The sequence below is a fragment of the Agaricicola taiwanensis genome, assembly GCF_014635245.1.
Taxonomy (GTDB): Bacteria; Pseudomonadota; Alphaproteobacteria; order Rhizobiales; family Methylopilaceae; genus Agaricicola; species Agaricicola taiwanensis.
This window is the reverse complement of sequence record NZ_BMCP01000001.1, coordinates 267,277-290,957: the sequence shown is the minus strand read 5'-3', so window position 1 is coordinate 290,957 and position 23,681 is coordinate 267,277. Positions and strand designations below refer to the sequence as shown.

At 64.4% G+C, this 23,681-nt stretch carries 27 protein-coding genes; 6 read left to right on the top strand and 21 right to left on the bottom strand.

The features are described from left to right. Positions 1-67 precede the first annotated feature (67 nt). Complete coding sequence (putA, locus tag IEV58_RS01410; protein WP_188407910.1) at positions 68-3,763, bottom strand: trifunctional transcriptional regulator/proline dehydrogenase/L-glutamate gamma-semialdehyde dehydrogenase; 3,696 nt, start codon at positions 3,761-3,763, stop codon at positions 68-70. Between the two features lie 147 nt (positions 3,764-3,910). Between putA and IEV58_RS01405 the strand changes: the two genes are divergently transcribed. Beyond that, a complete protein-coding gene (locus IEV58_RS01405) occupies positions 3,911-4,378 on the top strand; it encodes an Lrp/AsnC family transcriptional regulator (protein WP_229729111.1) in 468 nt (155 codons plus the stop codon). Positions 4,379-4,390: 12 nt separating this feature from the next. On the opposite strand, the gene olsA is transcribed toward IEV58_RS01405, so the two are convergent. The 7 genes from olsA to trpS form a co-directional block, all read right to left on the bottom strand. Next, positions 4,391-5,188 carry a lyso-ornithine lipid O-acyltransferase gene (gene olsA / locus IEV58_RS01400; protein ID WP_188407909.1) on the bottom strand — a complete coding sequence of 266 codons (798 nt, stop codon included), beginning with the start codon at positions 5,186-5,188 and terminating at the stop codon, positions 4,391-4,393. Positions 5,189-5,191: 3 nt separating this feature from the next. After that, positions 5,192-5,620, bottom strand: a complete 429-nt coding sequence (locus IEV58_RS01395; protein WP_188409035.1) for a Fur family transcriptional regulator — start codon at positions 5,618-5,620, stop codon at positions 5,192-5,194. Positions 5,621-5,717: 97 nt separating this feature from the next. Further along, positions 5,718-6,206: a GNAT family N-acetyltransferase gene (locus tag IEV58_RS01390; RefSeq protein WP_188407907.1), complete on the bottom strand. Its 489-nt coding sequence runs from the start codon at positions 6,204-6,206 to the stop codon at positions 5,718-5,720. Further along, on the bottom strand, positions 6,203-6,886 hold the full coding sequence (tsaB, locus tag IEV58_RS01385; RefSeq protein ID WP_229729110.1) for a tRNA (adenosine(37)-N6)-threonylcarbamoyltransferase complex dimerization subunit type 1 TsaB: 684 nt from the start codon (positions 6,884-6,886) through the stop codon (positions 6,203-6,205). Before tsaB ends, IEV58_RS01390 begins: the two co-directional genes overlap by 4 nt. A 69-nt stretch (positions 6,887-6,955) precedes the next feature. Further along, positions 6,956-7,519, bottom strand: a complete 564-nt coding sequence (locus IEV58_RS01380; RefSeq protein WP_188407906.1) for a NifU family protein — start codon at positions 7,517-7,519, stop codon at positions 6,956-6,958. 116 nt (positions 7,520-7,635) lie between these two features. Beyond that, entirely contained in the window at positions 7,636-8,133 is a 498-nt protein-coding gene (locus IEV58_RS01375) for a universal stress protein (RefSeq protein ID WP_188407904.1), read from the bottom strand. Positions 8,134-8,179: 46 nt separating this feature from the next. After that, positions 8,180-9,217 (bottom strand): tryptophan--tRNA ligase, encoded by a 1,038-nt coding sequence (trpS, locus tag IEV58_RS01370; RefSeq protein ID WP_188407902.1) that lies wholly within the window; start codon positions 9,215-9,217, stop codon positions 8,180-8,182. Between the two features lie 174 nt (positions 9,218-9,391). On the opposite strand from trpS, the gene IEV58_RS01365 reads away from it, so the two are divergent. Beyond that, on the top strand, positions 9,392-10,399 hold the full coding sequence (locus IEV58_RS01365) for an adenosine kinase (RefSeq protein ID WP_188407901.1): 1,008 nt from the start codon (positions 9,392-9,394) through the stop codon (positions 10,397-10,399). A 33-nt stretch (positions 10,400-10,432) separates the two neighbouring features. Here IEV58_RS01365 and IEV58_RS01360 read toward each other — a convergent pair whose 3' ends face one another. The 9 genes from IEV58_RS01360 to IEV58_RS01320 all read right to left on the bottom strand — a co-directional run bounded on the left by IEV58_RS01360 (position 10,433) and on the right by IEV58_RS01320 (position 16,932). Beyond that, positions 10,433-11,434 carry a TraB/GumN family protein gene (locus IEV58_RS01360; RefSeq protein WP_188407899.1) on the bottom strand — a complete coding sequence of 334 codons (1,002 nt, stop codon included), beginning with the start codon at positions 11,432-11,434 and terminating at the stop codon, positions 10,433-10,435. Positions 11,435-11,460: 26 nt separating this feature from the next. Then, the gene (coaA, locus tag IEV58_RS01355) at positions 11,461-12,417 is read right to left on the bottom strand and encodes a type I pantothenate kinase (RefSeq protein ID WP_229729109.1); all 957 of its coding nucleotides are present in this window, start codon (positions 12,415-12,417) and stop codon (positions 11,461-11,463) included. 10 nt (positions 12,418-12,427) lie between these two features. After that, complete coding sequence (locus tag IEV58_RS01350; RefSeq protein WP_188407895.1) at positions 12,428-12,751, bottom strand: phosphoribosyl-ATP diphosphatase; 324 nt, start codon at positions 12,749-12,751, stop codon at positions 12,428-12,430. Positions 12,752-12,763: 12 nt separating this feature from the next. Then, positions 12,764-13,525 (bottom strand): imidazole glycerol phosphate synthase subunit HisF, encoded by a 762-nt coding sequence (hisF, locus tag IEV58_RS01345; RefSeq protein WP_188407894.1) that lies wholly within the window; start codon positions 13,523-13,525, stop codon positions 12,764-12,766. Then, positions 13,518-14,258 carry a 1-(5-phosphoribosyl)-5-[(5-phosphoribosylamino)methylideneamino]imidazole-4-carboxamide isomerase gene (gene hisA / locus IEV58_RS01340; RefSeq protein ID WP_188407892.1) on the bottom strand — a complete coding sequence of 247 codons (741 nt, stop codon included), beginning with the start codon at positions 14,256-14,258 and terminating at the stop codon, positions 13,518-13,520. The genes hisF and hisA overlap by 8 nt, the downstream gene beginning before the upstream one ends. Continuing rightward, on the bottom strand, positions 14,255-14,905 hold the full coding sequence (gene hisH / locus IEV58_RS01335) for an imidazole glycerol phosphate synthase subunit HisH (protein ID WP_188407891.1): 651 nt from the start codon (positions 14,903-14,905) through the stop codon (positions 14,255-14,257). Before hisH ends, hisA begins: the two co-directional genes overlap by 4 nt. Beyond that, on the bottom strand, positions 14,902-15,399 hold the full coding sequence (locus tag IEV58_RS01330; RefSeq protein ID WP_188407889.1) for a DUF2628 domain-containing protein: 498 nt from the start codon (positions 15,397-15,399) through the stop codon (positions 14,902-14,904). Before IEV58_RS01330 ends, hisH begins: the two co-directional genes overlap by 4 nt. Next, positions 15,399-15,992: an imidazoleglycerol-phosphate dehydratase HisB gene (hisB, locus tag IEV58_RS01325; RefSeq protein WP_188407888.1), complete on the bottom strand. Its 594-nt coding sequence runs from the start codon at positions 15,990-15,992 to the stop codon at positions 15,399-15,401. Before hisB ends, IEV58_RS01330 begins: the two co-directional genes overlap by 1 nt. Before the next feature lie 154 nt (positions 15,993-16,146). Further along, the gene (locus tag IEV58_RS01320) at positions 16,147-16,932 is read right to left on the bottom strand and encodes a DUF72 domain-containing protein (RefSeq protein ID WP_188407887.1); all 786 of its coding nucleotides are present in this window, start codon (positions 16,930-16,932) and stop codon (positions 16,147-16,149) included. An 83-nt stretch (positions 16,933-17,015) separates the two neighbouring features. Here IEV58_RS01320 and hslV point away from each other — a divergent pair, with 83 nt between their 5' ends. The 3 genes from hslV to hslU are packed head-to-tail and all read left to right on the top strand — an operon-like array spanning position 17,016 to position 19,976. Next, positions 17,016-17,567, top strand: a complete 552-nt coding sequence (hslV, locus tag IEV58_RS01315) for an ATP-dependent protease subunit HslV (protein WP_188407886.1) — start codon at positions 17,016-17,018, stop codon at positions 17,565-17,567. A gap of 50 nt (positions 17,568-17,617) precedes the next feature. After that, complete coding sequence (locus tag IEV58_RS01310; protein WP_188407885.1) at positions 17,618-18,664, top strand: hypothetical protein; 1,047 nt, start codon at positions 17,618-17,620, stop codon at positions 18,662-18,664. A 7-nt stretch (positions 18,665-18,671) separates the two neighbouring features. Continuing rightward, the gene (hslU, locus tag IEV58_RS01305; RefSeq protein ID WP_188407883.1) at positions 18,672-19,976 is read left to right on the top strand and encodes an ATP-dependent protease ATPase subunit HslU; all 1,305 of its coding nucleotides are present in this window, start codon (positions 18,672-18,674) and stop codon (positions 19,974-19,976) included. 22 nt (positions 19,977-19,998) lie between these two features. On the opposite strand, the gene IEV58_RS01300 is transcribed toward hslU, so the two are convergent. Genes IEV58_RS01300 through IEV58_RS01290 form a run of 3 tightly spaced genes read right to left on the bottom strand, consistent with a single transcriptional unit; the run spans position 19,999 to position 22,264 of the window. Further along, the gene (locus tag IEV58_RS01300) at positions 19,999-20,547 is read right to left on the bottom strand and encodes a Smr/MutS family protein (protein WP_188407881.1); all 549 of its coding nucleotides are present in this window, start codon (positions 20,545-20,547) and stop codon (positions 19,999-20,001) included. Then, entirely contained in the window at positions 20,544-21,545 is a 1,002-nt protein-coding gene (gene mltA, locus IEV58_RS01295) for a murein transglycosylase A (RefSeq protein ID WP_188407879.1), read from the bottom strand. The genes IEV58_RS01300 and mltA overlap by 4 nt, the downstream gene beginning before the upstream one ends. Further along, entirely contained in the window at positions 21,542-22,264 is a 723-nt protein-coding gene (locus tag IEV58_RS01290) for a Tim44/TimA family putative adaptor protein (protein WP_188407877.1), read from the bottom strand. The genes mltA and IEV58_RS01290 overlap by 4 nt, the downstream gene beginning before the upstream one ends. A gap of 226 nt (positions 22,265-22,490) precedes the next feature. Here IEV58_RS01290 and secB point away from each other — a divergent pair, with 226 nt between their 5' ends. Continuing rightward, positions 22,491-22,973 carry a protein-export chaperone SecB gene (gene secB, locus IEV58_RS01285; protein ID WP_188407876.1) on the top strand — a complete coding sequence of 161 codons (483 nt, stop codon included), beginning with the start codon at positions 22,491-22,493 and terminating at the stop codon, positions 22,971-22,973. Positions 22,974-22,981: 8 nt separating this feature from the next. Here the strand turns inward: secB and dnaQ are convergent, their stop codons facing one another. Continuing rightward, positions 22,982-23,680, bottom strand: a complete 699-nt coding sequence (gene dnaQ, locus IEV58_RS01280; protein WP_188407874.1) for a DNA polymerase III subunit epsilon — start codon at positions 23,678-23,680, stop codon at positions 22,982-22,984. Between the last annotated feature and the right edge of the window lies 1 nt (position 23,681).

Sequence of the window (23,681 nt, the reverse complement as noted above, 5' to 3'; positions counted from 1 at the left end):
GTGGCTGTTGCTGCTTTTTTCATCGACCGGCGGAAAGGAAGGAGGCGAGACATTCGCCTCCCCGGGATCAGCCGATCGCCATCAGCGAGGCGTTTCCGCCGGCGGCCGTGGTGTTGATCGAGGTGGAGACCTCCTCAACCAGCCAGTCGAGCTGATAGCCGAGAGCCGCATCGCTCGATCGCGCTTGAGCAAGAACGAGCGGTCCGGGAAGCTCCGCCAAATGCTCGACGGCCTTTCGCGTGTCGTCGCTGTCGCCTTCGATCAGGGCACCGCCGTAGGGGCCGTTCGCCTCCCAGTTCTTCGTCCACGTAATGCGCGCCAGAACCTCCGGCGGCGCGCCCTTAAGCACCGCATCGAGGCCGCTGTTCTGGTCGATAATCACGGCGTTGCCGGTTGCCAGCGCGGCCGCGAGCTGCGCGATGAGACGGGTCTCTGTCTTCGGCACGAGCAGAATGCGGCCGCGCGGGTGCAGCGCGTAGAGATTGCGTTCACCCACAGGGCCTTTCAGCTCCATCGTGCGGCCAAGCCCCGACCGAGCCTTCGCCTCGCGGCACAGGCCGGCCGCAGCCGAGCGGCCATTGCCGTCAAGCCAGCGCTCAAGCGCCTCAAGCGCGGGATCGACCATGGCGGGCGAGATGCCCGGCGCGGTGGGATCGTCCTCGACCAACCGGCCGAGGTAGAGCGGTCCGCCAGCCTTGGGCCCGGTTCCCGACAGGCCGCGTCCGCCGAAGGGCTGAACGCCGACAACGGCGCCGATAATGTTGCGGTTGATGTAGATGTTGCCCACCGCGATGCGGCCTGTGACGCGGGCAATAGTCTCGTCGAGCCGCGTGTGCAGCCCGAAGGTCAGGCCATATCCGGTGGCGTTGATGTCATCGATCAGGCTGTCCAGGTCCGACCGCTTGTAGCGGATAACATGGAGCACGGGGCCGAAGACCTCGCGCGTGAGCTCACGCAGGCTCTGAAGCTCGATGATGGTGGGAGCGACGAAGGTGCCCCGCCGGGTTTCAGGAGGCATGGGTGTTTCCTCCACCTTCCGGCCCATCTGGCGCAGACGCTCGACATGGCCCTCGATGCCGGCCTTGGCCTCGGCCGTGATCACCGGCCCGACATCCACCGACAACCGGTCGGTGCGGCCGATGCTGAGTTCCCGCAGGGCGCCCTTCAGCATGGCCAGCGTCCGGTCCGCCACCTCCTCCTGGAGGCACAGCACGCGCAATGCCGAACAGCGTTGGCCGGCGCTGTCGAAGGCGGAGGCGATCACATCCGCCACCACCTGTTCGGCCAGCGCGGACGAATCTACGATCATGGCGTTTTGGCCACCGGTCTCAGCAATGAGCGGGATCGGCCGACCGCTTGAGGACAGCCGGCTTGCGAGGCTCTTCTGGATGGAGCGGGCGACGTCCGTCGAGCCGGTAAACATGACACCCGCCGTCTCCGGCGCCGACACCAGTGCGGCACCCACGGTGCCGTCACCGGGGATGAAACGCAGCGCGGTGAGCGGTATTCCGGCTTGATGCAGAATGCGCACGCCCTCGGCAGCGATGAGCGGCGTCTCCTCAGCCGGTTTGGCAAGCACGCTGTTTCCGGCCACCAGGGCCGCAGCGACCTGACCGGTGAAGATGGCAAGCGGGAAGTTCCACGGGCTGATGCAGACCACCGGCCCGAGAGGCTGTGGAGCGACCTTGCCCCACCGGCGCCGCGCCTCGCCAGCGTAATAGCGCAGGAAATCGATGGCCTCCCGCACCTCGGCGATGGCGTTTGGCGTTGATTTGCCGGCCTCACGAATGATCAGCCCAAGCAGGAGCGGCATGCGCGCCTGCATGAGATCGGCCGCGCGCTCCAGACATGCGGCTCGCTCTGTCACGGGAACCCTCGCCCAGGCCGCCGCGCCCAGCGCGGCGGCTCGCACCGCTTCAGCGGCTTCGGCGGGTTCGGCCTCGATTACCGTGCCCACCATGTCGCTGTCATCGGCCGGGTTGATCACCTGACGGCCACGGCTTTGGAGCGGAACCTGTTCAAGCTGCGGCTCCGCCGACCAGTGATGCGCTGCGCTTTCCTTCAGGGACTCGGAGAGCCGGGCCAGCACCGTCTCGTTGGAGAGGTCAATACCGGCTGAATTGATGCGCTCTTTTCCGTAGATGTCGACCGGCAGCGAAATGGCCGGATGCGGCGCGCCGGGATCGTCCATGGCGCGCACCGCTGCGACCGGGTCGGCGATGAGGTCATCGATGGAGACATTTTCATCGCCGATGCGGTGCACGAAGGAGGAGTTAGCGCCGTTCTCCAGAAGACGTCGCACCAGATAGGCCAGAAGGGTCTCATGGGTGCCAACAGGCGCGTAGATCCGGCAGGGACGGTTCAGCTTGTCGGGGGCCACGACCTCGTCATAGAGCGGCTCGCCCATGCCGTGGAGGCACTGGAATTCATAGTCGCCGACGCGGAAGTCGCTGCCGGCCATATGGTAGAGGGTGGCGAGCGTCTGCGCGTTATGGGTGGCAAACTGCGGAAAGACCGCGTCGGACGCCTCCAGCAGCTTCCGGGCGCAGGCGATGTATGAGACATCGGTATGGATCTTGCGGGTGAAAACCGGGAAGCCTTCGAGCCCGTCGACCTGCGCGCGCTTGATCTCCGCATCCCAATAGGCGCCCTTGACCAGGCGCACCATCAGCCGCCGGCTGGACCGGCGCGCGAGGTCGATGAGGTAATCGAGCACGAAGGGGCAGCGCTTGCCGTAGGCCTGGACGACGAAGCCGAGGCCGTTCCAGCCGGCCAGATCCTGATCAAACGACAGCTCTTCAAGCAGATCCAGCGATAGTTCGAGCCGGTCTGCCTCCTCCGCGTCGATGTTGAGGCCGATGTCGTAGCCCTTGGCGAGAAGCGCCAGCGCCTTCACCCGTGGCAGGAGTTCATCCATGATGCGGCGTGCCTGGGCGCGGCTGTAGCGCGGGTGAAGCGCCGAGAGCTTGATCGATATTCCTGGCCCTTCGTAGACACCGCGCCCCTCGCCTGCCCGGCCAATGGCATGGATGGCCGCCTCATAGTCGTTGAAGTAGCGCTTGGCATCCTCTCCCGTCGTGGCCGCTTCGCCCAGCATATCGTAGGAGTAACGGAACCCGCGCTGCTCCAGCGGACGGGCGCGGCGGAGCGCCTCGGCAATGGTCTCGCCGGTGACGAACTGCTCACCCATCATGCGCATCGCCATATCAACGCCGCGCCGCACCACCGGCTCACCGCACCGCGCGAGAAGCCGCGTCAGCGCGGCGGCAAGGCCGCGATCATTGACGGTCGAGGTGAGCTTGCCGGTGACGATCAGGCCCCAGGTGGCGGCATTGACGAACAGCGAGCGGCCACCGCCGAGATGCGCTTTCCAATCGCCTTCGGCGATCTTGTCGCGGATCAGGGCGTCGCGTGTCGCGGTGTCGGGGATACGCAGCAGCGCCTCCGCCAGGCACATCAAGGCCACGCCTTCCTGGCTGGAGAGCGAATATTCCTGCACCAGGCCCTCGACACCCGTGCCGCGATGCTTGTCCCGCAACGCCGTCACCAAAGCGCGGGCCGTCGCCTCAGCAGCGCTGGTTGTCTCTGCCGGAAGAGTGGCCTGGTCCAGGAGCGGCACCAGACACTCTCGCTCCGGCCGTCGATAAGCCGCCGTGATCGCCACACGCAGCGCGCTCTGCGGCCGAATGGCTGGCGCAAAGTTCGAAAACAGCGGCTCGGACAGGTCCGGGGCGGAAGGGGAGGCAGGTGCTAAAGCCGTCATGACATCTCCGACAACGACTGCTGAGACAGATGGCGCACTCGGCGCCGACAGCCAGAATAGCAAGCCCCCATAAGTCAGTTGGACTTCATATATCGGTCTGGCTATGATTATTTCCCATATTGAATGACTTTTGCAGGACTGCTGGCTATGGAAACGTCTCACAGTAGCGATCTTGACCTGTTTGATCGACGCATTCTTGACGCGGTAGCGACCAACGGACGGATCTCGGTTACGGATCTTGCCGAGATCGTGGGGCTGACAAAGACCCCATGCCAGGTGCGGCTGAAGCGCCTCATTTCAGAAGGCTATATCGAAGGCTTTCGAGCGGTGCTGAACCCACAGAAGCTCGGTCTCGACCATGTGGCCTTCACCGAGGTCACGCTGTCGGACACGCGGGAAGCGGCTCTGCAGGAATTCAATGCCGCGGTGAAGAAGATCCGCGAGATCGAGGAATGCCACATGATCGCGGGCCGCTTCGATTATCTCCTGAAGGTGCGCACGGCGAGCATCAGTCGCTACCGGCTGGTGCTGGGCGAGAAGATCTCCAACCTGCCCCATGTGTCAAACACCTCCACCTCTGTGGTGATGCAATCGGTGAAAGAGAAGGGAATGTAGCGGCCGCGGCGTTCAGATGGCCGAAGCAACCTCACCGCTTCGCGCCTTCGCGGCCATGGCGCGAACATTGCGTTCAAGCTCCCGCGCCAAGGCTTTCCGGTCAACCGCCGCCTCCAGCAGCACCGGATCGCCAAACACGACCGTGACATCGATGGCGCCCATGGCCAGCACATCAAGGAGATGCGGCGCAAGATCCATGTCGCCGTACCAGGCAAGGCGCGGTCGAATGCGCCTTCCGCCCGGCACCCCGTGGATGCCGCGATAGACAATCGCCACCGGCTGCACCCAGACCGGCTTGTCGGCCGAGGCGGTCAGCGCCGCGCTGGCAGCGCCGAGCAGCGCCGAACGGAAGGGATAGACGCGATTGCCGTCGTTCGAGGTGCCTTCAGGGAACAGCACGAGAGCATCGCCACTGCCCAGCCTCTCGGCCATTTCGGCCGTGGTGCGCCCGGTGGCGCTGCGGCGCGTCCGGTCGACGAAGACCGTGCGCTGAAGCCGCGCGAAGAGACCGAAGAGCGGCCAGTCGCCCACCTCGCTCTTCGCCACAAAGGACACGGGGGCGATGGCGGATAGAACCGTGATGTCGAGCCAGGATGCATGGCTCGAGGCCATCAGCAGCGGTCCGCCGGAATGAGGCGCGCCGACAAGTGTGCGGCGAATGCCGAGGACATGGTTGACCCAGCGGTGGAAGAGGTTGGGGATCTGCCTTGCGAGGCCGGGGCTCGCCTTCAGAGCGAGATATTGAAGGGGAATTCCGATGAGGACCGCGGGCGCCAGGAAGGCTATGGCGAAAGCCGCGCTCGGGCGCATGGTTCAGCGGCCGTCCCTGTCATCGTCGGAGAGCGGCACGCCATAAAGTTCGAGGCGATGGTCCACCAGCTTGAAACCGAGGCGTCGCGCGATCTCGGCCTGCAATCTCTCGATCTCCTCATCGCGAAACTCGACCACCTTGCCGGTACGCAGATCAATGAGGTGATCGTGATGTTCGTCCGGCACCGGCTCATAGCGCGAGCGGCCGTCGCGGAAGTCATGCCGCGCGATGATGCCAGCATCCTCGAAGAGCTTGACGGTGCGATAGACGGTGGAGATGGAAATGCGGGGATCGACGGCAGATGCCCGGCGATAGACCTCTTCCACATCGGGGTGATCCGCCGCGGCTGTCAGAATCCGCGCGATCACGCGGCGCTGCTCCGTCATACGCATGCCCTTGGCAACGCAGATGTCCTCAAGCTGGGACGGCATATCGGCGCTGGGATCGGTCACTCAGTCCCCTCGTCAGGCTCACAAATTTTTTCCGGCTTATAGGACGGGAGGGTGAGGTCGTCCACCGCCATCCTCATCACCGCAGTGCGGCCGACAGCACGCGCGCGGCGCCTTTGGTGCCATCGGCACGCGCATAATAAGCCTCACGCCGGCCAACCTCGCGGAAGCCGAAACGGGCATAGAGAATGTTGGCGGAAGTATTCTCCTCATCGACCTCGAGAAACACGCGGGCAACCCCGCGCCCGGCCAGCGCGTTGAGATGCGCCGCCAGCAGGGCATGGCCCCCGCCACGCCCGCGCCGCGCAGGCAGTATGGCGATGGAGAGGATCTCCGCCTCGTCAGCGGCGATGCGCGACAGCGCGAGACCGACCATTGGAGCGCCCGGGCGGTCGCAGGCGATGTGAGCGACAACACCCGGTTCGCTCAAAAGGCTTTCAAACTCCTCTTCGCTCCAGGCGCGCGCGAAGCACTGGCCGTGGAGCGCAGAGAAGAGCTCCGAATCCGCCGGGTGCCCCTCACGGGTGCGCCAGTCCGGGGTACGCCAGCCGAAGAGGGCATCGCTCATCGCCTGACCACACGGCCTTTCTCCTGCGGTTTGGCATCGGGGGCGAGCAGGTAAAAAGGCTTCGGGGGCGAGGCTGTGGGTTCGATGGCCGCGCCGAGACGGGCAACCCAGATGATGTCGGGCTGCGGCGAGGCCTCGATGATGCTGGCACCCCCTGGAAACGTGGACACATGAGCCACGGCCTGGGCACCGGAACCGACGAGCCGCACCGGACCCGTGCCGATCGCGCGTGCGGCGTCCTTCGCGGGCGCACAGCGCGGCGTGACCAGGGTGCGGCCTCCCGGCGCGAACATATGCAGGAAGACACGGCCGTGCCGCGCGTCGATGCAGGAAGCGACCGGCCGGCGATCCTCGTCCACGATGTAAGGCGCGGCAATGACCGTGAGCGTGGTGAGACCGACCACCGGAAGGTCACTGGCCATGGCAAGGCCGCGAGCGGCGGCAAGTCCGATGCGCAGGCCCGTGAAACTTCCCGGGCCCGTCGTGACCGCGATGCGCTCGATCTGGGAGAGGCCGCCGGCGCGGGACAGGACATCGGCGATCATGGGCATCAGCGCTTCGGCCTGCCCGCGCTCCATGGGTTCGGACACCATGGCGATGGGTTCGTTGACGTGGGTGTCGACCACCGCCACCGAACAGGAGGCCATCGCCGTATCGATCGCCAGAACCCGCACGCTCACTCGCCCCTTATCCCATGTCACGCCCATCTGCGCACGGATTCGCGCCCCGGGAAAGAGGCGCGATGCCGGTCACATCGGGCGGACTTCCTGTACTTCTGGCACGAAATGGCGCAGCAGATTCTCGATGCCGTTCTTCAGGGTCGCCACCGAGGATGGGCAACCCTGGCAGGAGCCCTGCATGTTGAGAAAGACGACCCCATCGCGAAAACCGCGGAAGGTGATGTCGCCACCGTCCATGGCGACCGCCGGCCGGACACGGGTGTCGAGCAGCTCCTTGATGGTGTCGACCACGGCCGCGTCGCCTTCCTCGAAGAATTCGTCGCCATCCTCTTCCTGGGCAGCGATGTCACCATCCCGCAGGATGGGAGCACCCGACATGAAGTGCTCCATAATGGCGCCAAGGATCGCGGGCTTGAGATGCGGCCATTCCGCCTCTCCCTTGGTCACGGTAACGAAGTCGCTGCCGTAGAAGACGCCGGTCACGCCGTCGATGCCGAAGAGCTTTTCCGCCAACGGGGAACGGCGGGCCGTCTCGGCATCGCGCGCCTCGAACGTGCCTTCGGCCAGCACGGTCTTTCCGGGCAGGAACTTGAGCGTTGCGGGATTGGGGGTGGCTTCAGTCTGAATGAACATGTCTCTCGCCTCCGGCGGGGCGCATCAGCGCCATCATTTTGAACGGCCGTGCCGTTCCCTGTCGCACCTGATATGGACCCGCTGCAGCCGTGAATCAATTGCCGCGCCGGCCACCGTCACGACAGGGTGTCGATCTCCGCCTCTGTCAGGTGGCCGGGCACGATCATGAGGGGAATGGGGAAACTGCCGGAGGATTTGCCGGCGAGCTGGGTGACCAGCGGCCCCGGTCCTTCGGTGCCGGTGCCGGCAGCCAGGATCAGCAGCGCGATGTCCTCATCCTCCTCGATGAGCGCCTGGATCTCCTCGCCGGATTTTCCCTCGCGCACGATCTGTTGCGGTTCCACGCCGGCAATCTCCCGCACCCGTTCAGCGTGGCGCGCGATATGGCCTTTGGCCTCGGCCTCGGCCTCCTCCCGCATCACGTCGCCCACGGAAAACCAGTTCTGGAAGTCGCCGGGCGCGGTGAGCGCCAGCATGGCGACCATGGCACCCTGTCGTTTGGCCCGACGCGCGGCGAAATAGACCGCGCGTCCGCATTCCTCGGTCTCGTCGATGATGACGAGGATTTTGGGCCGGTGTCCGGCCTCGTAGCAGCGGCGTGTGGCGAGCGTCATGGCGGCGGAGTTTGGCGATGCGGCAGCTTCAGGGCAAGCCCCCGCATCAGTGCCTTACAAAACCAACGATGTCCTTCACCGCCTTCAGGGTTTCCACCGCGATGGCCTCGGCGCGTTCCGAACCATCGGCCAGAATCGCGTCGATGGCGGACGGATCCTGCGTCAGGCGCTTCATCTCCGCGCCGATCGGCCCCAGCTGAGCCACAGCCAGATCCACCAGCGCCGCCTTGAACTCGGAAAAATTGCGGCCGCCGTAGTCACCGAGCACGTCCGCGCGGGTGCGATCGGCCAGTGCCGCGAAGATGCCGACGAGGTTTTCCGCCTCTGGCCGCCCCTTCAGCCCTTCCTCCTCGGAGGGAAGCGGCTCCGGATCGGTCTTGGCCTTGCGCACCTTCTGGGCGATGGCATCGGCATCATCGGACAGATTGATCCGGGAATAGTCCGAGGGATCGGACTTCGACATCTTCTTGGAACCATCGCGCAGCGACATGACGCGCGTCGCCGGCCCCGCGATCAACGGCTCGGTAAGCGGAAAGAACGTATCGCCATAGCCATGGGCGGCGATGGAGGTGGCATAGTCATTGTTGAACTTCTGCGCGATGTCGCGGGTCAGCTCCAGATGCTGCTTCTGATCGTCGCCGACGGGCACATGAGTGGCGCGATAGGCCAGGATGTCGGCCGCCATCAGATTGGGATAGGCATAGAGACCCACCGAGGCGTTCTCGCGGTCCTTGCCGGCCTTCTCCTTGAACTGCGTCATGCGGTTGAGCCAGCCCAGGCGGGCGACGCAGTTGAAGATCCAGGCGAGTTCGGCGTGCTGCGGCACCTGGCTCTGATTGAAGACGATGTTCTTCTTCGGGTCGACGCCGCAGGCGATGAAGGCGGCGGTCACTTCCCGGATCGTCTTCTTCAGCTCCTCCGGCTCCTGCCACACCGTGATGGCATGCATGTCGACCACGCAGTAGATGCAGTCGTAGCGGTCCTGAAGCGCCACAAACTTGGTGATCGCGCCGAGATAATTGCCCAGGTGAAGGTTACCCGTGGGCTGGACGCCGGAAAAAACGCGCTCGGGGAAAGTCGTCATGATGTCGCCTGCAAGCTTTGAGTTGGGTGGGCCTTATGGCAAGGCGCGCCGGGGTGCAAGCGGCTTTCAGCTTGAGGGATGGCGCCGGGGCGTTTAAGAGCGCATCACCTGACGCAACGTTGCGATTTTCGCGACATGTTGCGCCGGCCGCACGTCTTTCCTTCTGGAGATTCCATGACCACTTCGCGCTTCGACGTTACCGCTCTCGGCAACGCCATTGTCGATATCCTCGCACGCGCCGAGGAAAGCGACCTTGTGCGCGAAGGCATGGTCAAGGGATCCATGAGCTTGATCGATGAGGCGCGGGCCGAGGCGCTCTATCCCGCGATCGGTCCAACGGTTCTGGTTTCCGGCGGCAGCGCGGCCAACACCTGTGCCGGGGTCGCCTCTCTCGGCGGCAAGGCGGCCTTCATCGGCAAGGTCCGCAACGATGCGCTCGGTGTGAGCTTCACGCATGATATCCGTGCCGCAGGCGTTCATTTCACGACGGCGCCGGCCGAGGAAGGACCCACCACGGCGCGCTGCTACATCCTGGTCACGCCGGATGGCGAGCGAACGATGAACACCTTCCTCGGTGCCAGCCAGCATCTCGGACCCGACGACGTCGACCCAGCCATCATCACCGACAGCCAGTTCATCTATCTGGAAGGTTATCTCTGGGATCCGCCCGCCGCGAAGCTCGCGTTCCGCCGGGCCGCGGAGATCGCCCACGGCGCCGGCCGGAAAGTGGCGCTGTCACTGTCCGACAGCTTCTGCGTCGGACGCTACCGCGCCGAGTTCATCGAGCTTTTGCGCTCCGGCACCGTCGATGTGCTTTTTGCCAATGAGGGCGAGGCAATGTCTCTCTATGAGACCGACGACGTCGTGACGGCGCTCGCCAATCTCGCCAAGGATGCACCGGTCGCCGTCATGACACGCAGTGAGAAGGGTGCCGTTGTCGCTTCGGGCTCGTCGCGGGTGCAGGTTGCCGCTCATCCCATCGAACGCGTGGTCGATGCAACAGGTGCCGGCGACCTCTTTGCCGCGGGATTCCTCACGGGCCTTTCGCGGGGCTCAAGCCATGCCGAGGCCGCCCGGCTCGGCGCGCTCTGCGCGGCGGAAATCCTCAGCCATATGGGCGCGCGGCCGGAGACAAGCCTAAAGACCCTTGCCGCCGAGAGTGGTCTTTTCGTTGCGGCCTGAGAACCGAATGTTTCACGTGAATCAGGGCCGGGTTCAAAGCACCCGGATCAGCCGATAGCCTTCCTTGCGGAAGAGATCGACCAGGCCGCCCTTGCCCGGCAGATGCAGCGCGCCCACGGCGATGAAAAGCTGCCCCTTCTCCAGCAGCGGACGCGCCCGATCCCGCATGACATCATTGCGGGAGCCCATCAGCGCCTTCATGAAGATCATGAAGGCCTCCACATTCTCCTCCGGCAAGGCAAGATGCCGGTAGGCGGGAATCAGAGCGCCAGGACTGCGATCGAGATAGAGCTGCACCAGAAGTTCGAGCAGTTCCTGATTGCGCGCCTCTGACCGGGATGAATCGCGCAGCGCCGCCTCGTAGACCCATGGCTCGAGGCTGGACAGGATGCTCAGCTGCTCAGCGTCGGTCTCCAAGCCGACGACCGGCATGCCGCGTTCCCGCGCCGTGGTGGCGATAAGCTCATCAACATTCTGGAAAGCCGCGCGCTGGCGCGCCATCTCGCAGGCCGGAAGTGCCAGCGAAACCGTCAGAAACCAGGGCTTGAAGATCTGCACTGCTTCCGCCGGCAGGCCGCGCGCCTGCAGCGCACCGGCGATGCGGTTGCGCTCGGCAACCGTCATGGATGCAAGCGGCGGGTGTCCCGTGTTGTTCATGGCCATGGCCAGCATCCGATCCCCCAGCTGGGCCATGGCTTCCGGGTCACCGGTGGCGGCAAGTTCAAGCGCCACAGTGGCGCTTTCAGACAAGGCTTTCGTGACTTCCAGAGGAAGATTCGTGACCCGGGAGTCGGTCAGGTGGATGGTGCCGAACAGATAGGAGGGCGCGAGATCTTCCTTCTCGATGCGCCAGAGCACTCCCTTCGCGTTGGAAACAGCAGCGGTTTCGGCCTCAACCCTGGCAAAGGTGGAGGGGTCCTGACGCCGAAGCTCCGCCAGCGGGTCAGGTGCCGTGCAGACAGGAGGCATCTCCTGTGCCGCAGCCGTCGCCGCGAGCACCATCCATGCCGCCGCCGCGCATAAAAGCCGTTTCATCGGCAGATCCCCCAACCGGCGAAATATTATAGCCGGCGCAGCGCCACCTGCTCAATGCGATGGTTTTCGCCCTTGCGCAGCACTAGGCCGGCGCGATGCCGTGTCGGAAGGATGTTATCGCGCAGATTGAGGAGATTGATGCGGCTCCACAGGCTTTCAGCGATGCGAAGGGCTTCCGCCTCGGACACCTCCGCATACTTGCGGAAAAAGGACTGCGGATCGCGGAAAGCGGTCTGCCGCAGACGCAGGAAGCGCTGCACATACCAGTCGTGAATGACCTCTTCATCGGCATCGATGTAAATGGAGAAATCGAAGAAGTCGGAGACGAAGGGAATGTCCTTGCCGTCGCGCGGCGGGCGCCCCGTCTGGAGCACGTTCAGACCCTCGACGATCAGGATGTCGGGTCGATCGACCGTGGCGGTCTCGCCCGGCACCACATCGTAGACCAGATGTGAATAGACCGGCGCCGTCACAGGTGATTTGCCCGCCTTCACGTCGGACAGGAAGCGCAGCAGGGCCGGCAGATCGTAGCTCTCCGGAAAGCCCTTGCGCTCCATCAGCCCTTCGGCGGCCAGCACCGCGTTGGGATAAAGGAAGCCATCGGTGGTGATGAGTTCGACGCGAGGCGTATTGGGCCAGCGTGCCAGAAGCGCCTTGAGGATGCGGGCGGTGGTGGATTTGCCCACCGCCACCGAGCCGGCAACACCGATGACATAGGGCATCTTGGTGTCGTTGTAGCCCAGGAAGGACTTGGTCGCGCGGAAGAGCTGCTGTGTGGCGGCCACATAGAGCGCCAGCAGGCGTGAGATCGGCAGGTAGATCGCCTCGACCTCGGAAACGTCGATGGGATCGTTCAGCGAACGCAGCCGGTCGATTTCGCCCGTGGAGAGGGTCAGCGGCGTGTCGGCACGAAGGCTGGCCCATTCGTCGCGGGTGAAGATGCGATAGGGGGATGACTTGGAAGGATCATTCCTGTCGAGCAAGATGCTCTCCTCAACCCGGCCGGGAGGCCTTTTCGGCGAGACCCGAGCGAGCGGTGCGCATATCGAGCTCGGCATAGACTTCGGCCAGGCTGACCTGGCGCGCCGCCAGCAGGACCAGGAGGTGGTATAGCACATCGGCACTTTCCTTGATGAGGTGGTCGCGCTCCGACCCCACCGAGGCGAGCACCGCCTCCACCGCCTCTTCGCCGAACTTCTTGGCGCATTTCTCCACGCCCTGATCCAGCAGTTGCCGGGTGTAGGAAGTGGCGCCGCTGGCCTGAGACCGCTCCGCCACGATCTGCTCCAGCTTTTCCAAGGTGAATGCGTTCGTCATCCTCTCATACCCTCAGTCGAGCCGGACGGGAACGCCCCGTGCCGCCATGTGTTCCTTGGCCTCGCGGATGGTATACTGCCCGAAGTGGAAGATGGAGGCGGCCAGCACCGCGCTCGCCCCACCCTCGCGGGCACCAAGGGCGAGATGTTCCAGTTCGCCCACGCCGCCCGAGGCCACCACAGGCACCGATACCGCATCGACCACGGATCGGGTCAATTCAAGATCATAACCATCGCGGGTGCCGTCGCGATCCATCGATGTCAGAAGGATTTCTCCGGCGCCCAGCTGCGCGACCTCACGGGCGTAATCGATCACATCGAGCCCGGTCGGGTTGCGGCCGCCGTGGGTGAAGATTTCCCAGCGGCCGCGGTCGACGCGCTTGGCATCGATCGCCACGACGATGGCCTGAGCCCCGTATTTGTCCGCTGCGCGCGCGACGATCGACCGATCCTTCACCGCGGCGGTGTTGATGGAGACCTTGTCTGCCCCTGCCATCATCAGCGCGCGCACATCCTCCACCGAGCGCACGCCGCCGCCCACGGTCACCGGCATGAAGCATTGCTCGGCCGTGCGCGCGACCACATCGAGCAATGTGCCGCGGTTCTCATGGCTGGCGGTGATGTCCAGGAAACAGAGCTCATCGGCGCCGGCGGCATCATAGGCCTTAGCCGCCTCAACCGGGTCACCGGCATCGCGCAGCCCTTCGAACTTGACGCCTTTCACCACGCGGCCGTCTTTAACATCGAGGCAGGGGATCACGCGGACCTTAAGCATTGCCGCGCCTTTCGCGGATGAGGGCGAGCGCCTCGGTGGCGTCGAGACGGCCATCGTAGAGAGCCCGGCCTGTGATGACACCCGCGATGCGAGCGTTTTCGGGTTCCAGCAGAGTGCGGATGTCCTCGATGCCGGCGAGCCCGCCGCTGGCGATGACGGGGATCTCAACAGCCTCGGACAGGAGGCGTGTGGCCTCTACATTGACGCCCTTGAGAAGGCCGTCTCGCGCGATATCGGTGTAGATGATGGCCGCCACACCCGCGCCCTCGAAGCGTCGGGCGAGTTCAAGCGCAGTCATGTCGGACACTTCCGCCCATCCCTGAACCGCGACGCGGCCGTCCTTGGCATCGATGCCGACGGCAATCTTGCCGGGATAACGCCGCGACGCTTCATGCACGAAGGACGGATCGCGCACCGCGGCCGTTCCCAGGATGACACGGCTGACGCCACGGTCGAGCCAGGCTTCGACCCCGCGCAGGTCGCGGATACCGCCGCCCAGCTGCACCGGCATCTTGGCGCGCGAAAGGATCTGTCCCACGGCTTCGGCGTTGCGGCTCGCTCCGGCGAAGGCGCCATCCAGATCCACCACATGCAGCCATTCAAAACCCTGGTCGGAGAACACCATGGCCTGCGCGCCGGGATCGGCGCCGTAGACCGTGGCCTGGGCCATGTCGCCCTGGCGCAGGCGGACGACCTGACCCTCCTTCAGGTCGATCGCGGGGTATAAAATCACGGACGCCACCTCAAAAAATTCTCAAGTATCTTCAAGCCGAGCTTCTGGCTTTTTTCGGGATGGAACTGCGCACCGGCGACGGTTCCCCGCGCCACCATGGCGGTCACTGGGCCGCCGTAGTCCGCCGCCGCCAGCACATCGGCGCCATCTTTCGGCACCAGATGGAAGCCGTGGAGGAAATAGGCGTGAAGACCCTGCGGGCCCAGATCCAGGTCTTCCAGTAGTGGATGATCGAGCTGCGGATCGAGGGTGTTCCAGCCCATATGGGGCACTTTTAGGCCCGGATTCGCCGGCCGCAGCTGGATCACCTCGCCGGGAATCCAGCCGAGACCTTCCGTCACGCCATGTTCCCGGCCGGTCGTGGCCAGGAGCTGCATGCCGATGCAGATGCCCAGGAAGGGACGTGCCTTGGTTTCCACGACCTCGCGCAGGGATTGGATCATCCCATCGGTCTGATCGAGGCCGCGGCGGCAGTCCGCGAAGGCGCCATCGCCCGGCAGGACGATCCAGTCGGCCTTATAGACCTTGTCCGGGTCGGATGTGATGATCACCGGACGGTCTGATCCTGAACGGCGCGACACCTGCTCGAAAGCCTTGGCGACCGAACGCAGATTGCCGGCCCCATAGTCGACGATGGCAACGGTCATGAGGCCCCTCCCGGCCGCGGAAAGACGCCGAGCACGTTGGGCTCCTCACCGCGCGGCAAGCTGTATGCGGGTGCGGGTCCGGAGGGTGCAGACTGGCTCCCGGAGGCGCGCACCCAGGCCGCGAAGAAGCGCTGCTCAGCCTCCTCCCGGCTGCGGCCCATGACGGCAGCCGTCTGCACCAGCCCCCGGCGCGCCAGCTTGCGGCGACGCAAATCATTGCCTTCCAGCAGCAGCCAGACATTTGGCAGAACGAACAGGAGGTTCTGGATGTTGGGCGGCAGCTTGCCAAAATAAACCAGACCCACGGCGGCGCAGACCGCCAGGACATAGATCAGCAGGCCCAGCCAAAGCCGGTGCCAAAGCAGCCAAAGCAGCGGAATGAACAGCGCGAGCCAGGCAAAACCGTCTTTGACGAAGACGATCTTTTCGGCGCTGCGTTCGTCGCGTGTCCTGGCAAGCTTCGGCTCATGAGCCGTGAAAAGCTTCATGGGCATCAGTCCCCGATCCGGCCCTTGGTGGAGGGCAGGCGATCCGCGGCGCGCGGATCGATGGCGAGCGCCATCCTGAGCGCACGCGCAAGGCCCTTGAAGCAGGACTCGGCGACGTGATGCGCGTTGGCGCCATAGAGCGTTTCGACGTGCAGTGTCACCGCCGCGTGTGTCGCGAAGCCCTGGAAGAATTCCCGCACCAGCTCGGTGTCGAAGTCGCCGATTTTGGGCGCCGGAAAAAACGTGCGCCACACCAGAAACGGCCGGCCCGACACGTCGATGGCCACACGCGTCAGCGTCTCATCCATGGGCAGATGCAGGTCCGCGTAACGCGTGATGCCTTTCATGTCGCCCAGGGCCTTGCGCACCGCCTGGCCGAGCGCGATGCCGACGTCTTCCGTGGTGTGGTGGAAGTCGACATGGGTATCGCCCTTGGCGGTGACTTCAATGTCGATCAAAGCGTGGCGTGCGAGAAGCTCCAGCATGTGATCGAGAAAGCCGACGCCGGTCCGGACGTTGGCTTCTCCCGTGCCATCGAGCGAAACGCTGACGCTCACATCGGTTTCAGTCGTGGTGCGGGCGATGGTCGCGCGGCGCATGTCAAAATCCCCGAGGGTGGACACTCGAGCCGGAGGCTCAGCTTCAGAGGCGCTCTTTATCAGCCGCGTAGCGGAGATACCAGCGACATGACTCGGCTGTTCGGCACGAGCCGGAGCATCTTCTTGCGACTTCTCCGCCTGCTCCGACGGCTCATCAGCCCTGCAGTTGCTCCAGCAGCGCCATGGCCGCCGCAGGCGCCCGCACCTTCGCGCCATTGATCATGTAAACGAAGACATCCCGCTTGGCCGGCTGAAGCGCTTTTGCGATCAAGGGGAGATCGTCCGCAGGCTTGCCCTCCTCCCAAAGGCGCGCCCTCTCCCGCCAGGCTTCCAGTTCCTTCGCGGAATAACCGGTCTTCTCGTCCTCCCGTGCCTGCTGCAATCGGGCATAGACGAAGGGACCGGTGAGATCGGCGATCAGCGGATATTTTGCCGAATCCGCCAGAACCACCGCCACCTCATGCCTGCGCGTGAGGGCAATGAACTCCTCCGCGAGGAAGCTGTCATGCCGGACCTCTACCGCGTGCCTCAGCGGACGCGCATTCACATCCTTCGGCAAAAGTGCCAGAAAGGCGCCGAAATCCTCTGGGTTAAAGGCCTTCGTCGGCGGGAATTGCCACAGGATGGGACCAAGCTTTTCCCCAAGCTCATCCACACCGCTTTCCAGGAACTTGGCGATGGAGGAGCCTGCCTCCGCCAAGACACGCCGGTTGGTGGTGAACCGCGGCGCCTTCAGCGAAAAGATGAAGTCATCGGGCGTTTGGTCCGCCCACTTTCGAAAGGTGGAGGGCGTCTGCGTGCGATAGAAGGTGCCGTTGACCTCGATGCTGGTCACCTGCCGGCTGGCATATTCCAGCTCACGGGCATGCGGCAGCCCCTTGGGAAAGAAGTTGTCCCGCCAGGGTTCGAAGGTCCATCCACCTATTCCGACCCGGATCATGCTCTGTCCTCCCGCCATTGCGTTCGCGTCATGCTTGCTTAAGTAAGCCTCTGACAGAACGATTCACACCCGGAACCATTTCCATGACAGATGTCCAGTCTCCTTTCCACGCGACGACGATCCTGCTTGTCCGCAAGGGCGGCAAGGTCGTGGTCGGTGGCGATGGCCAGGTTTCCATGGGGCCGACCATTTTCAAAAGCAGCGCGCGCAAGGTGCGGCGCCTGTCCGGCGGCAAGGTCATCGGAGGCTTCGCCGGCGCGACGGCCGACGCCTTCACGCTGTTCGAGCGGCTCGAGGCAAAGCTGGAACAATATCCGCAACAGCTCCTGCGCGCCGCGGTGGAACTGGCCAAGGACTGGCGAACAGACCGCTATCTTCGGCGCCTGGAGGCAATGATGCTCGTTTCCGACAAGAGCACGAGCCTTGTTCTCACCGGCACCGGCGATGTGCTGGAGCCGGAGCATGGCGTCGCGGCCATCGGGTCGGGCGGCTCCTATGCGCTGGCGGCGGCCCGCGCGCTCATCGATACTGATCTTGATGCCGAAGAGATCGTACGTCGCTCAATGAGGATCGCCGCTGAGATCTGTGTCTACACCAACCACGAACTGGTGCTCGAAACGCTGGACACCGAATGATCCGGGATTTTCCGCGCTCGATTCGTCTCCGTGACTAAAGCCTCAAGCTCATGACCAAACCCGCTTCTCCCATCGATGAGATCCTGCTGCGCCAGGCGGTGTCGTCGGGCGTCATCACCCATGATCAGGCCAACCGCCTTCTGGCTCTGGCGGCGGAGACGGCTGAACGGCCGAAGGAGCCGCAGGATGATGAGAAGTTGCGTTTCATCACCGGCTTCAACGACATCTTCGTCACCCTCGGCTGCGGGCTGTTTCTCGGCGCGCTCGGCTATCTGGCATCGCAATTCCACGGTGCGCTCGCGGGGGGGGCGGTCGCGGCGACGTCCTGGCTGCTGGCCGAATATTTCACCCGGCGCAGGCGAATGGCGCTGCCCAGTATAGTGCTGGTCGGCACGTTCGTTGCCGGCGTCTTCATCGCCGCTTCGGGCGCTTTCCATGGTGCCGTCAGCATCGATGACGTCGGACCGGTCTCCGCGGCCATGGGTGCGGTTGTCGCCCTCGGTGCCGCCGCTCTCCATTACTGGCGTTTTCGGGTTCCGATCACCATCGCGGCGGGAGCCGCCGCGGCAGGCGGTGCCTTGCTGGCGATCCTGTCGGCGGCGGCGCCTGAGCTGACACCGGCCCTGCTGCAGCCCATCCTCATCGTTCTCGGTCTGGCGGCGTTTACCCTCGCCATGCGGTTCGACCTCAAGGATCCCGAGCGGCTGACCCTGAACACCGATATCGCCTTCTGGCTGCATCTCCTGGCGGCGCCGCTGATCGTCCATCCGCTGATCTCCGGGATCGCGGACGTGGGTGGCGGCACCATGACCACCGGATCGGCTCTTGCAGTTCTTGCGACTTTCCTCGCCCTTGGACTGGTGGCGCTCGCGGTCGACCGCCGCGCCATGCTGGTCTCTGGGCTTGTCTACGCGGGCGTTGCCTTTTCCAGGCTGGTCGGCCTCTCCGAAGACACAGGCTGGCCGCTCACCATGCTGGTGCTGGGCATCTTCGTTCTGACCCTCAGCGCAGGGTGGCATCCGTTGCGTCGTACCATCCTCGCGTGCCTCCCCTCGGGTGTGAGCGCACGCCTGCCCCATCCCCTAACATCCGGGTGATCTTACGATGACCGATTTTTCTCCCCGCGAGATCGTTTCCGAACTCGACCGCCACATCGTCGGCCAGAAAGAGGCCAAGCGTGCGGTGGCGATCGCGTTGCGCAACCGCTGGCGACGCCTTCAGCTTCCCGAGGATCTCCGGGAGGAAGTGCTGCCCAAGAACATCCTGATGATCGGGCCGACCGGCGTCGGCAAGACGGAAATCTCGCGGCGTCTCGCCAGGCTCGCCAATGCGCCCTTCCTGAAGATCGAGGCGACCAAATTCACCGAAGTGGGCTATGTCGGCCGCGATGTGGAACAGATCGTGCGCGATCTCGTCGAGGTCGCCATCGGCCTTGTCCGTGAGGTGAAGCGCAAGGACGTTCAGGCGAAGGCTCATCTTGCCGCCGAGGAGCGGGTCGTCACCGCGCTGGTCGGCTCCACCGCCTCCCCCAACACGCGGGAAAGCTTCCGCAAGAAGCTGCGCGACGGCGAGCTTGACGACAAGGAGATCGAGATCGAGCTTCAGGCCAGCGGCGGCAATATGCCGTTCGAGATCCCCGGCATGCCCGGCGGCCAGATCGGCGTCGTCTCCATCGGCGATATGCTGGGCAAGGCCTTCGGCGGCCGCACCACGACCAAGCGTACCACGGTGAAGGACAGCTATCCGCTGCTGATCACCGAGGAATCCGACAAGCTGGTCGATCAGGAGAGTCTGGTGCGCGAGGCCATCGACGCGGTGGAGAACAACGGCATCGTCTTCCTCGATGAGATCGACAAGATCTGCGCCCGCGAAGGTCGCGGCGGCGGCGACGTCTCCCGCGAGGGCGTGCAGAGGGATCTTCTGCCCCTGATCGAGGGCACGACGGTTGCGACCAAGCACGGGCCGGTGAAGACCGATCACATCCTCTTCATTGCATCGGGCGCCTTCCATGTGGCCAAGCCGTCCGATCTTTTGCCGGAACTGCAGGGCCGCCTGCCGATCCGCGTGGAGCTTGGCGCGCTGACGCGGGAAGATTTCCGCCGCATCCTGACGGACACGGAAGCCAGCTTGATCCGCCAGTCGGTGGCGCTGATGGGAACAGAGGGGGTGACGCTCATCTTCACCGATGACGCCATCGACGCCATCGCTGACATCGCGGCGGAGGTGAACTCCACCGTCGAGAACATCGGTGCACGCCGCCTGGCGACCGTGCTGGAACGCGTGCTGGATGAGATTTCCTTCTCCGCCTCCGATCGTGATGGCGAAACCATCACCATCGACGGTGATCATGTGCGCGGCCATCTCGGCGATCTCGCCCGCAACGCCGACCTCAGCCGGTTCGTACTCTGACGCTATGGTCGATTCGCAGCCGTTACGGCATGCCGTGGCGGCTGCGGCGCAATCTCACGTAGAGCGCACCGCCACCTCCATGATGGCGCGCCGCCTCTTCAAACCCGAGAACCGTATGCCTCAGATCGGGTGCCGCAAGCCAATGCGGCACCTGGCGCTTCAAAACGCCCGTTTCGGGCCGGTCGTCGGTTGCAGGGCTCTTGCCCTTGCCTGTGATCACCAGCACCACCCGGCTTCCCCGCCCCTGCTCGGCCGCGAGGAAGGCGCGCAGCCGATGGTGCGCCTCATCCTGCCTCAGCCCATGAAGATCGATCCGGGCGTCGATCTCGGTTCTGCCCCGGGCAAGGCGCTTCAGCAGTTGATGCTCGAGAGGCTGCAATGGAATCGGGTCCGGAACGACCCTGTTCAGCCGCTGGGGGAGCTTGCTTTCGTCGGCCGTCGAGGTGGGAGGCACCTTCTCTTTCGCCGAGGGCGGCAGGATCGGTTTTCGTCCCGGCAATGGCTGCACCGTCTCGGCGATCCGGGCCCAGAGGGCCAGGTCCTCGCGGGACAGGCCCTTGCGCCGGTTCATGTCCGTGGCACCAGGACGATCATCCGCATGGAATGACGGATGCGGCCGGCTTTGAGCCCCGCATCCTGGCCGGTGCCGATGAAGAGATCGCCGCGAGCGGCACCCACAATGGCCGTGCCGGTATCCTGCGCCACCACCAGCCGGCGCAGCGGACCGGCCGGAAGGTCGCTTTCGATCCACATCGGCAGGCCGTATGTCCAGACGGACCGGTCGACGGCGAGACTTCGCCCGGCTGTCAGTGGCACACCGGCGCCGCCGACCGGCCCCGTGGTGGGCGCCAATGCCTCGTCGATCCTGAAGAACACATAGGACCTGTTCTGCCGGATGAGTTCGCCGGCGCCCGCGGGATTGGCGCGCATCCAGGCAACGATGCGATCCATCGTCACTTCCTCAAGAGGCATGATGCCCCGATCGACCAGGACCTTCCCCACCGCCGTGTAGGGCTTGCCGTTGCGGCCGGCGTAGGCGAGCCGCAGCACGCGGCCATCCGTCAGCCGGATCCGGGCCGAGCCCTGGATCTGCGTCACGAAAAGGTCGATGGGATCCATGTAAAGCAGCGCCTTGCTGCGGCCCGCCAATGCGCCTTCCTCGATGGCGGCACGATCCGGGAGGTTGCTGCGGTTTCCAGTGGGCAGCGACAGCGCCGGCGCGCTATGGCGCGTGTCCTGCCTCAGCGAGCCGGACATCTCCGGTTCGAAATAGCCGGTCAGGAAGCCGGCACTCTCAACGAGATAGGGGATGAATTCGCCTTCGAAGAAGGCTCGCGCCTTGGCGGGCGCAACGCTGGCCGCGATCCGGCACACGCGTTCCAGGCTCTTTCCCGGCTTGCCACAGCTGATTTGGAAGGCGGCAAGGGCAGAGGCGTGATCATCCTGCGGCCAGCCGCTCAACTGGTCGAACGACAGCCGTGTCCGCGTCGCCTCGGCTTCCGCCGAGACCGTCACTGCCATCAGCGCGACGAGGGCTGCAGCAATTGCGGTCAGCAATCTCCCGGTCATTCCGCGGATTCGGTCGCGATCAGTTTCCAGTTGGGGTCGGAGCTGCCCACGTCATGGGCAAAGGTCCAGACGTCGACCACTTCGATCACGGATTCGGCGTTGCCGTCGATGACTTCGCCGGCTTTGTTGCGGGTGGCCGAGATGAGTTGTGAGACGAAACGGACGGTGACATTGGCCTGCCGACCCTTCAATTCGGCGTCGGTGATCTCGGCCTTGTCGATGGACACAAAGGTGGTTTCCGCCGTTTCGCCGCGCGACTCGCGATCGGCAATGACGGAGGAAAAGCTCTCGAAGACCTCTGTTGCCAGGAGGGGTTTCAGTTCCCGGCGGTTACCCTGGGCGAAGGCGGTTACAATCATCTCATAGGCGGCCTTTGCGCCCTGAAGGAAGCTCTCGGCATCGAAGCGGCGGTCGGCAGCCGCGATGGCATCCAGACCTGCTTCCGCGCCGCTGCCTGGCGCGACCAAGCCCTTCCAGCGATCGGCGGCAGAGATTTCGTCGCCTGCGGTTTCCAACGGCGCCTCGGTGCCGCGGCGCTTCGGCAGGGTCACGACGTTCTCGTTCACGCCCGTCGCGGGGGAGCGGTCGCGTGGAGCGTAAGGATCTTGGGGCGGGCGTTCGTGGCCGGTGCGCGTTCCAAGCACAGACCGCAGGCGCAAGATGATGAAGACCGCCAGGACTAGAAAAATGATCGTATAGATATCGAAGGCTTCGCTCATCGCTGGCTCTAAGGTCCCGGTCCTATTATCTTCAAACAATCCGTCTCATGGCACATATGGAACCCCGCGCACGCAAGGTCCAGTGCGATGACGTGTTGCAGCCACTCTAAATCAAGCGGTCACCGCCGCCAAACGGAGAGGCCTTGCCCATCTCCATGGCCGCATGTTAGCCCCAACGCAACGTTACACCGGTTCATCACGCCGGATTGATGAAAGCGAACAGCCCATGTCGACGACCGATAGCCCCGCTCAGCCCCAGGGCCCGATGCTCAGCGTTCTCGCGCAATATGTGAAGGATCTCTCGTTTGAGAACCCCAACGCGCCGCGCTCGCTCGGCGCGCCCGGCCAGTCGCCGAACATCCAGATCCAGGTCGATGTGAATGCACAAGGCCTGTCGGAAAGCGATGTCGAGGTTGTGCTGAAGATCGATGCCGAGGCCAAAGTTGCGGAAGGCACCCTGTTCAAGACCGAACTGGTCTACGGCGGCGTGTTCCGCATCCAGGGCGTTTCTCCGCAGGAACAGGGTCCGATCGTCCTGATCGAATGCCCTCGCCTCCTGTTCCCCTTTGCCCGCCAGATCATTGCCGAGGCCATCCGCAATGGTGGTTTCCCGCCGCTGATGATCGATCCGATCGATTTTGCGCAGCTTTACCGCCAGCGGCTCGCGCAGCAGCAGGCGGAGCTCTCGCCCGAAACCTCGGTCAACTGAGGAAGGCTTCAGCCTTCCCGGTACTCCAGCCAAACCACCTCGCCGCCCAGCGTCGCAATGAAAGCGGCATGGGCGACAAGGTCCTCCTCGCTGAGCCGTGACGGCAGAGGAACCAGTCTCTGTTTTGCGGGCTGCCGTTCGCCGAAGCGGAAAGCCGCGGCGGTCATATCGTCGGTGAGGCCCAGGCTGGCCTGGCGGCCACCGAGCAGTTCCGCATAGACCTCAGCCAGTATCTCCGAATCGAGCAGCGCGCCGTGCTTCGTGCGGCGTGAATTGTCGATCCCGTAGCGCGAGCAGAGATCATCCAGGCTGTTGCGCCCGCCGGGATTCTTGCGCCGTGCCAGCGCCAGCGTGTCGACGATGCGCTCCGGAGCGAGTGGCGGGCGTCCCAGGCGCTTCAGCTCCATGTTGATGAAGTTGAAGTCGAAGCCGGCATTATGGGCGACGAGGCGGGAATCGTCGCCGATGAACCGGATGAATTCCTCCGCCACATCGGCGAAGACCGGCTTGTCCTTCAGGAACTCCGAGGAGAGGCCGTGAACGCGTTCGGCTTCCGCCGGCATGTCGCGTTCCGGGTTGATGTAGACATGGAAGATCTGGCCTGAGGGAATGAGGTTTTCCAGCTCCACGCAGCCGATCTCGACGATCCTGTCGCCTTTTGCCGGATCAAGTCCGGTGGTTTCGGTGTCGAATACGATCTCGCGCATG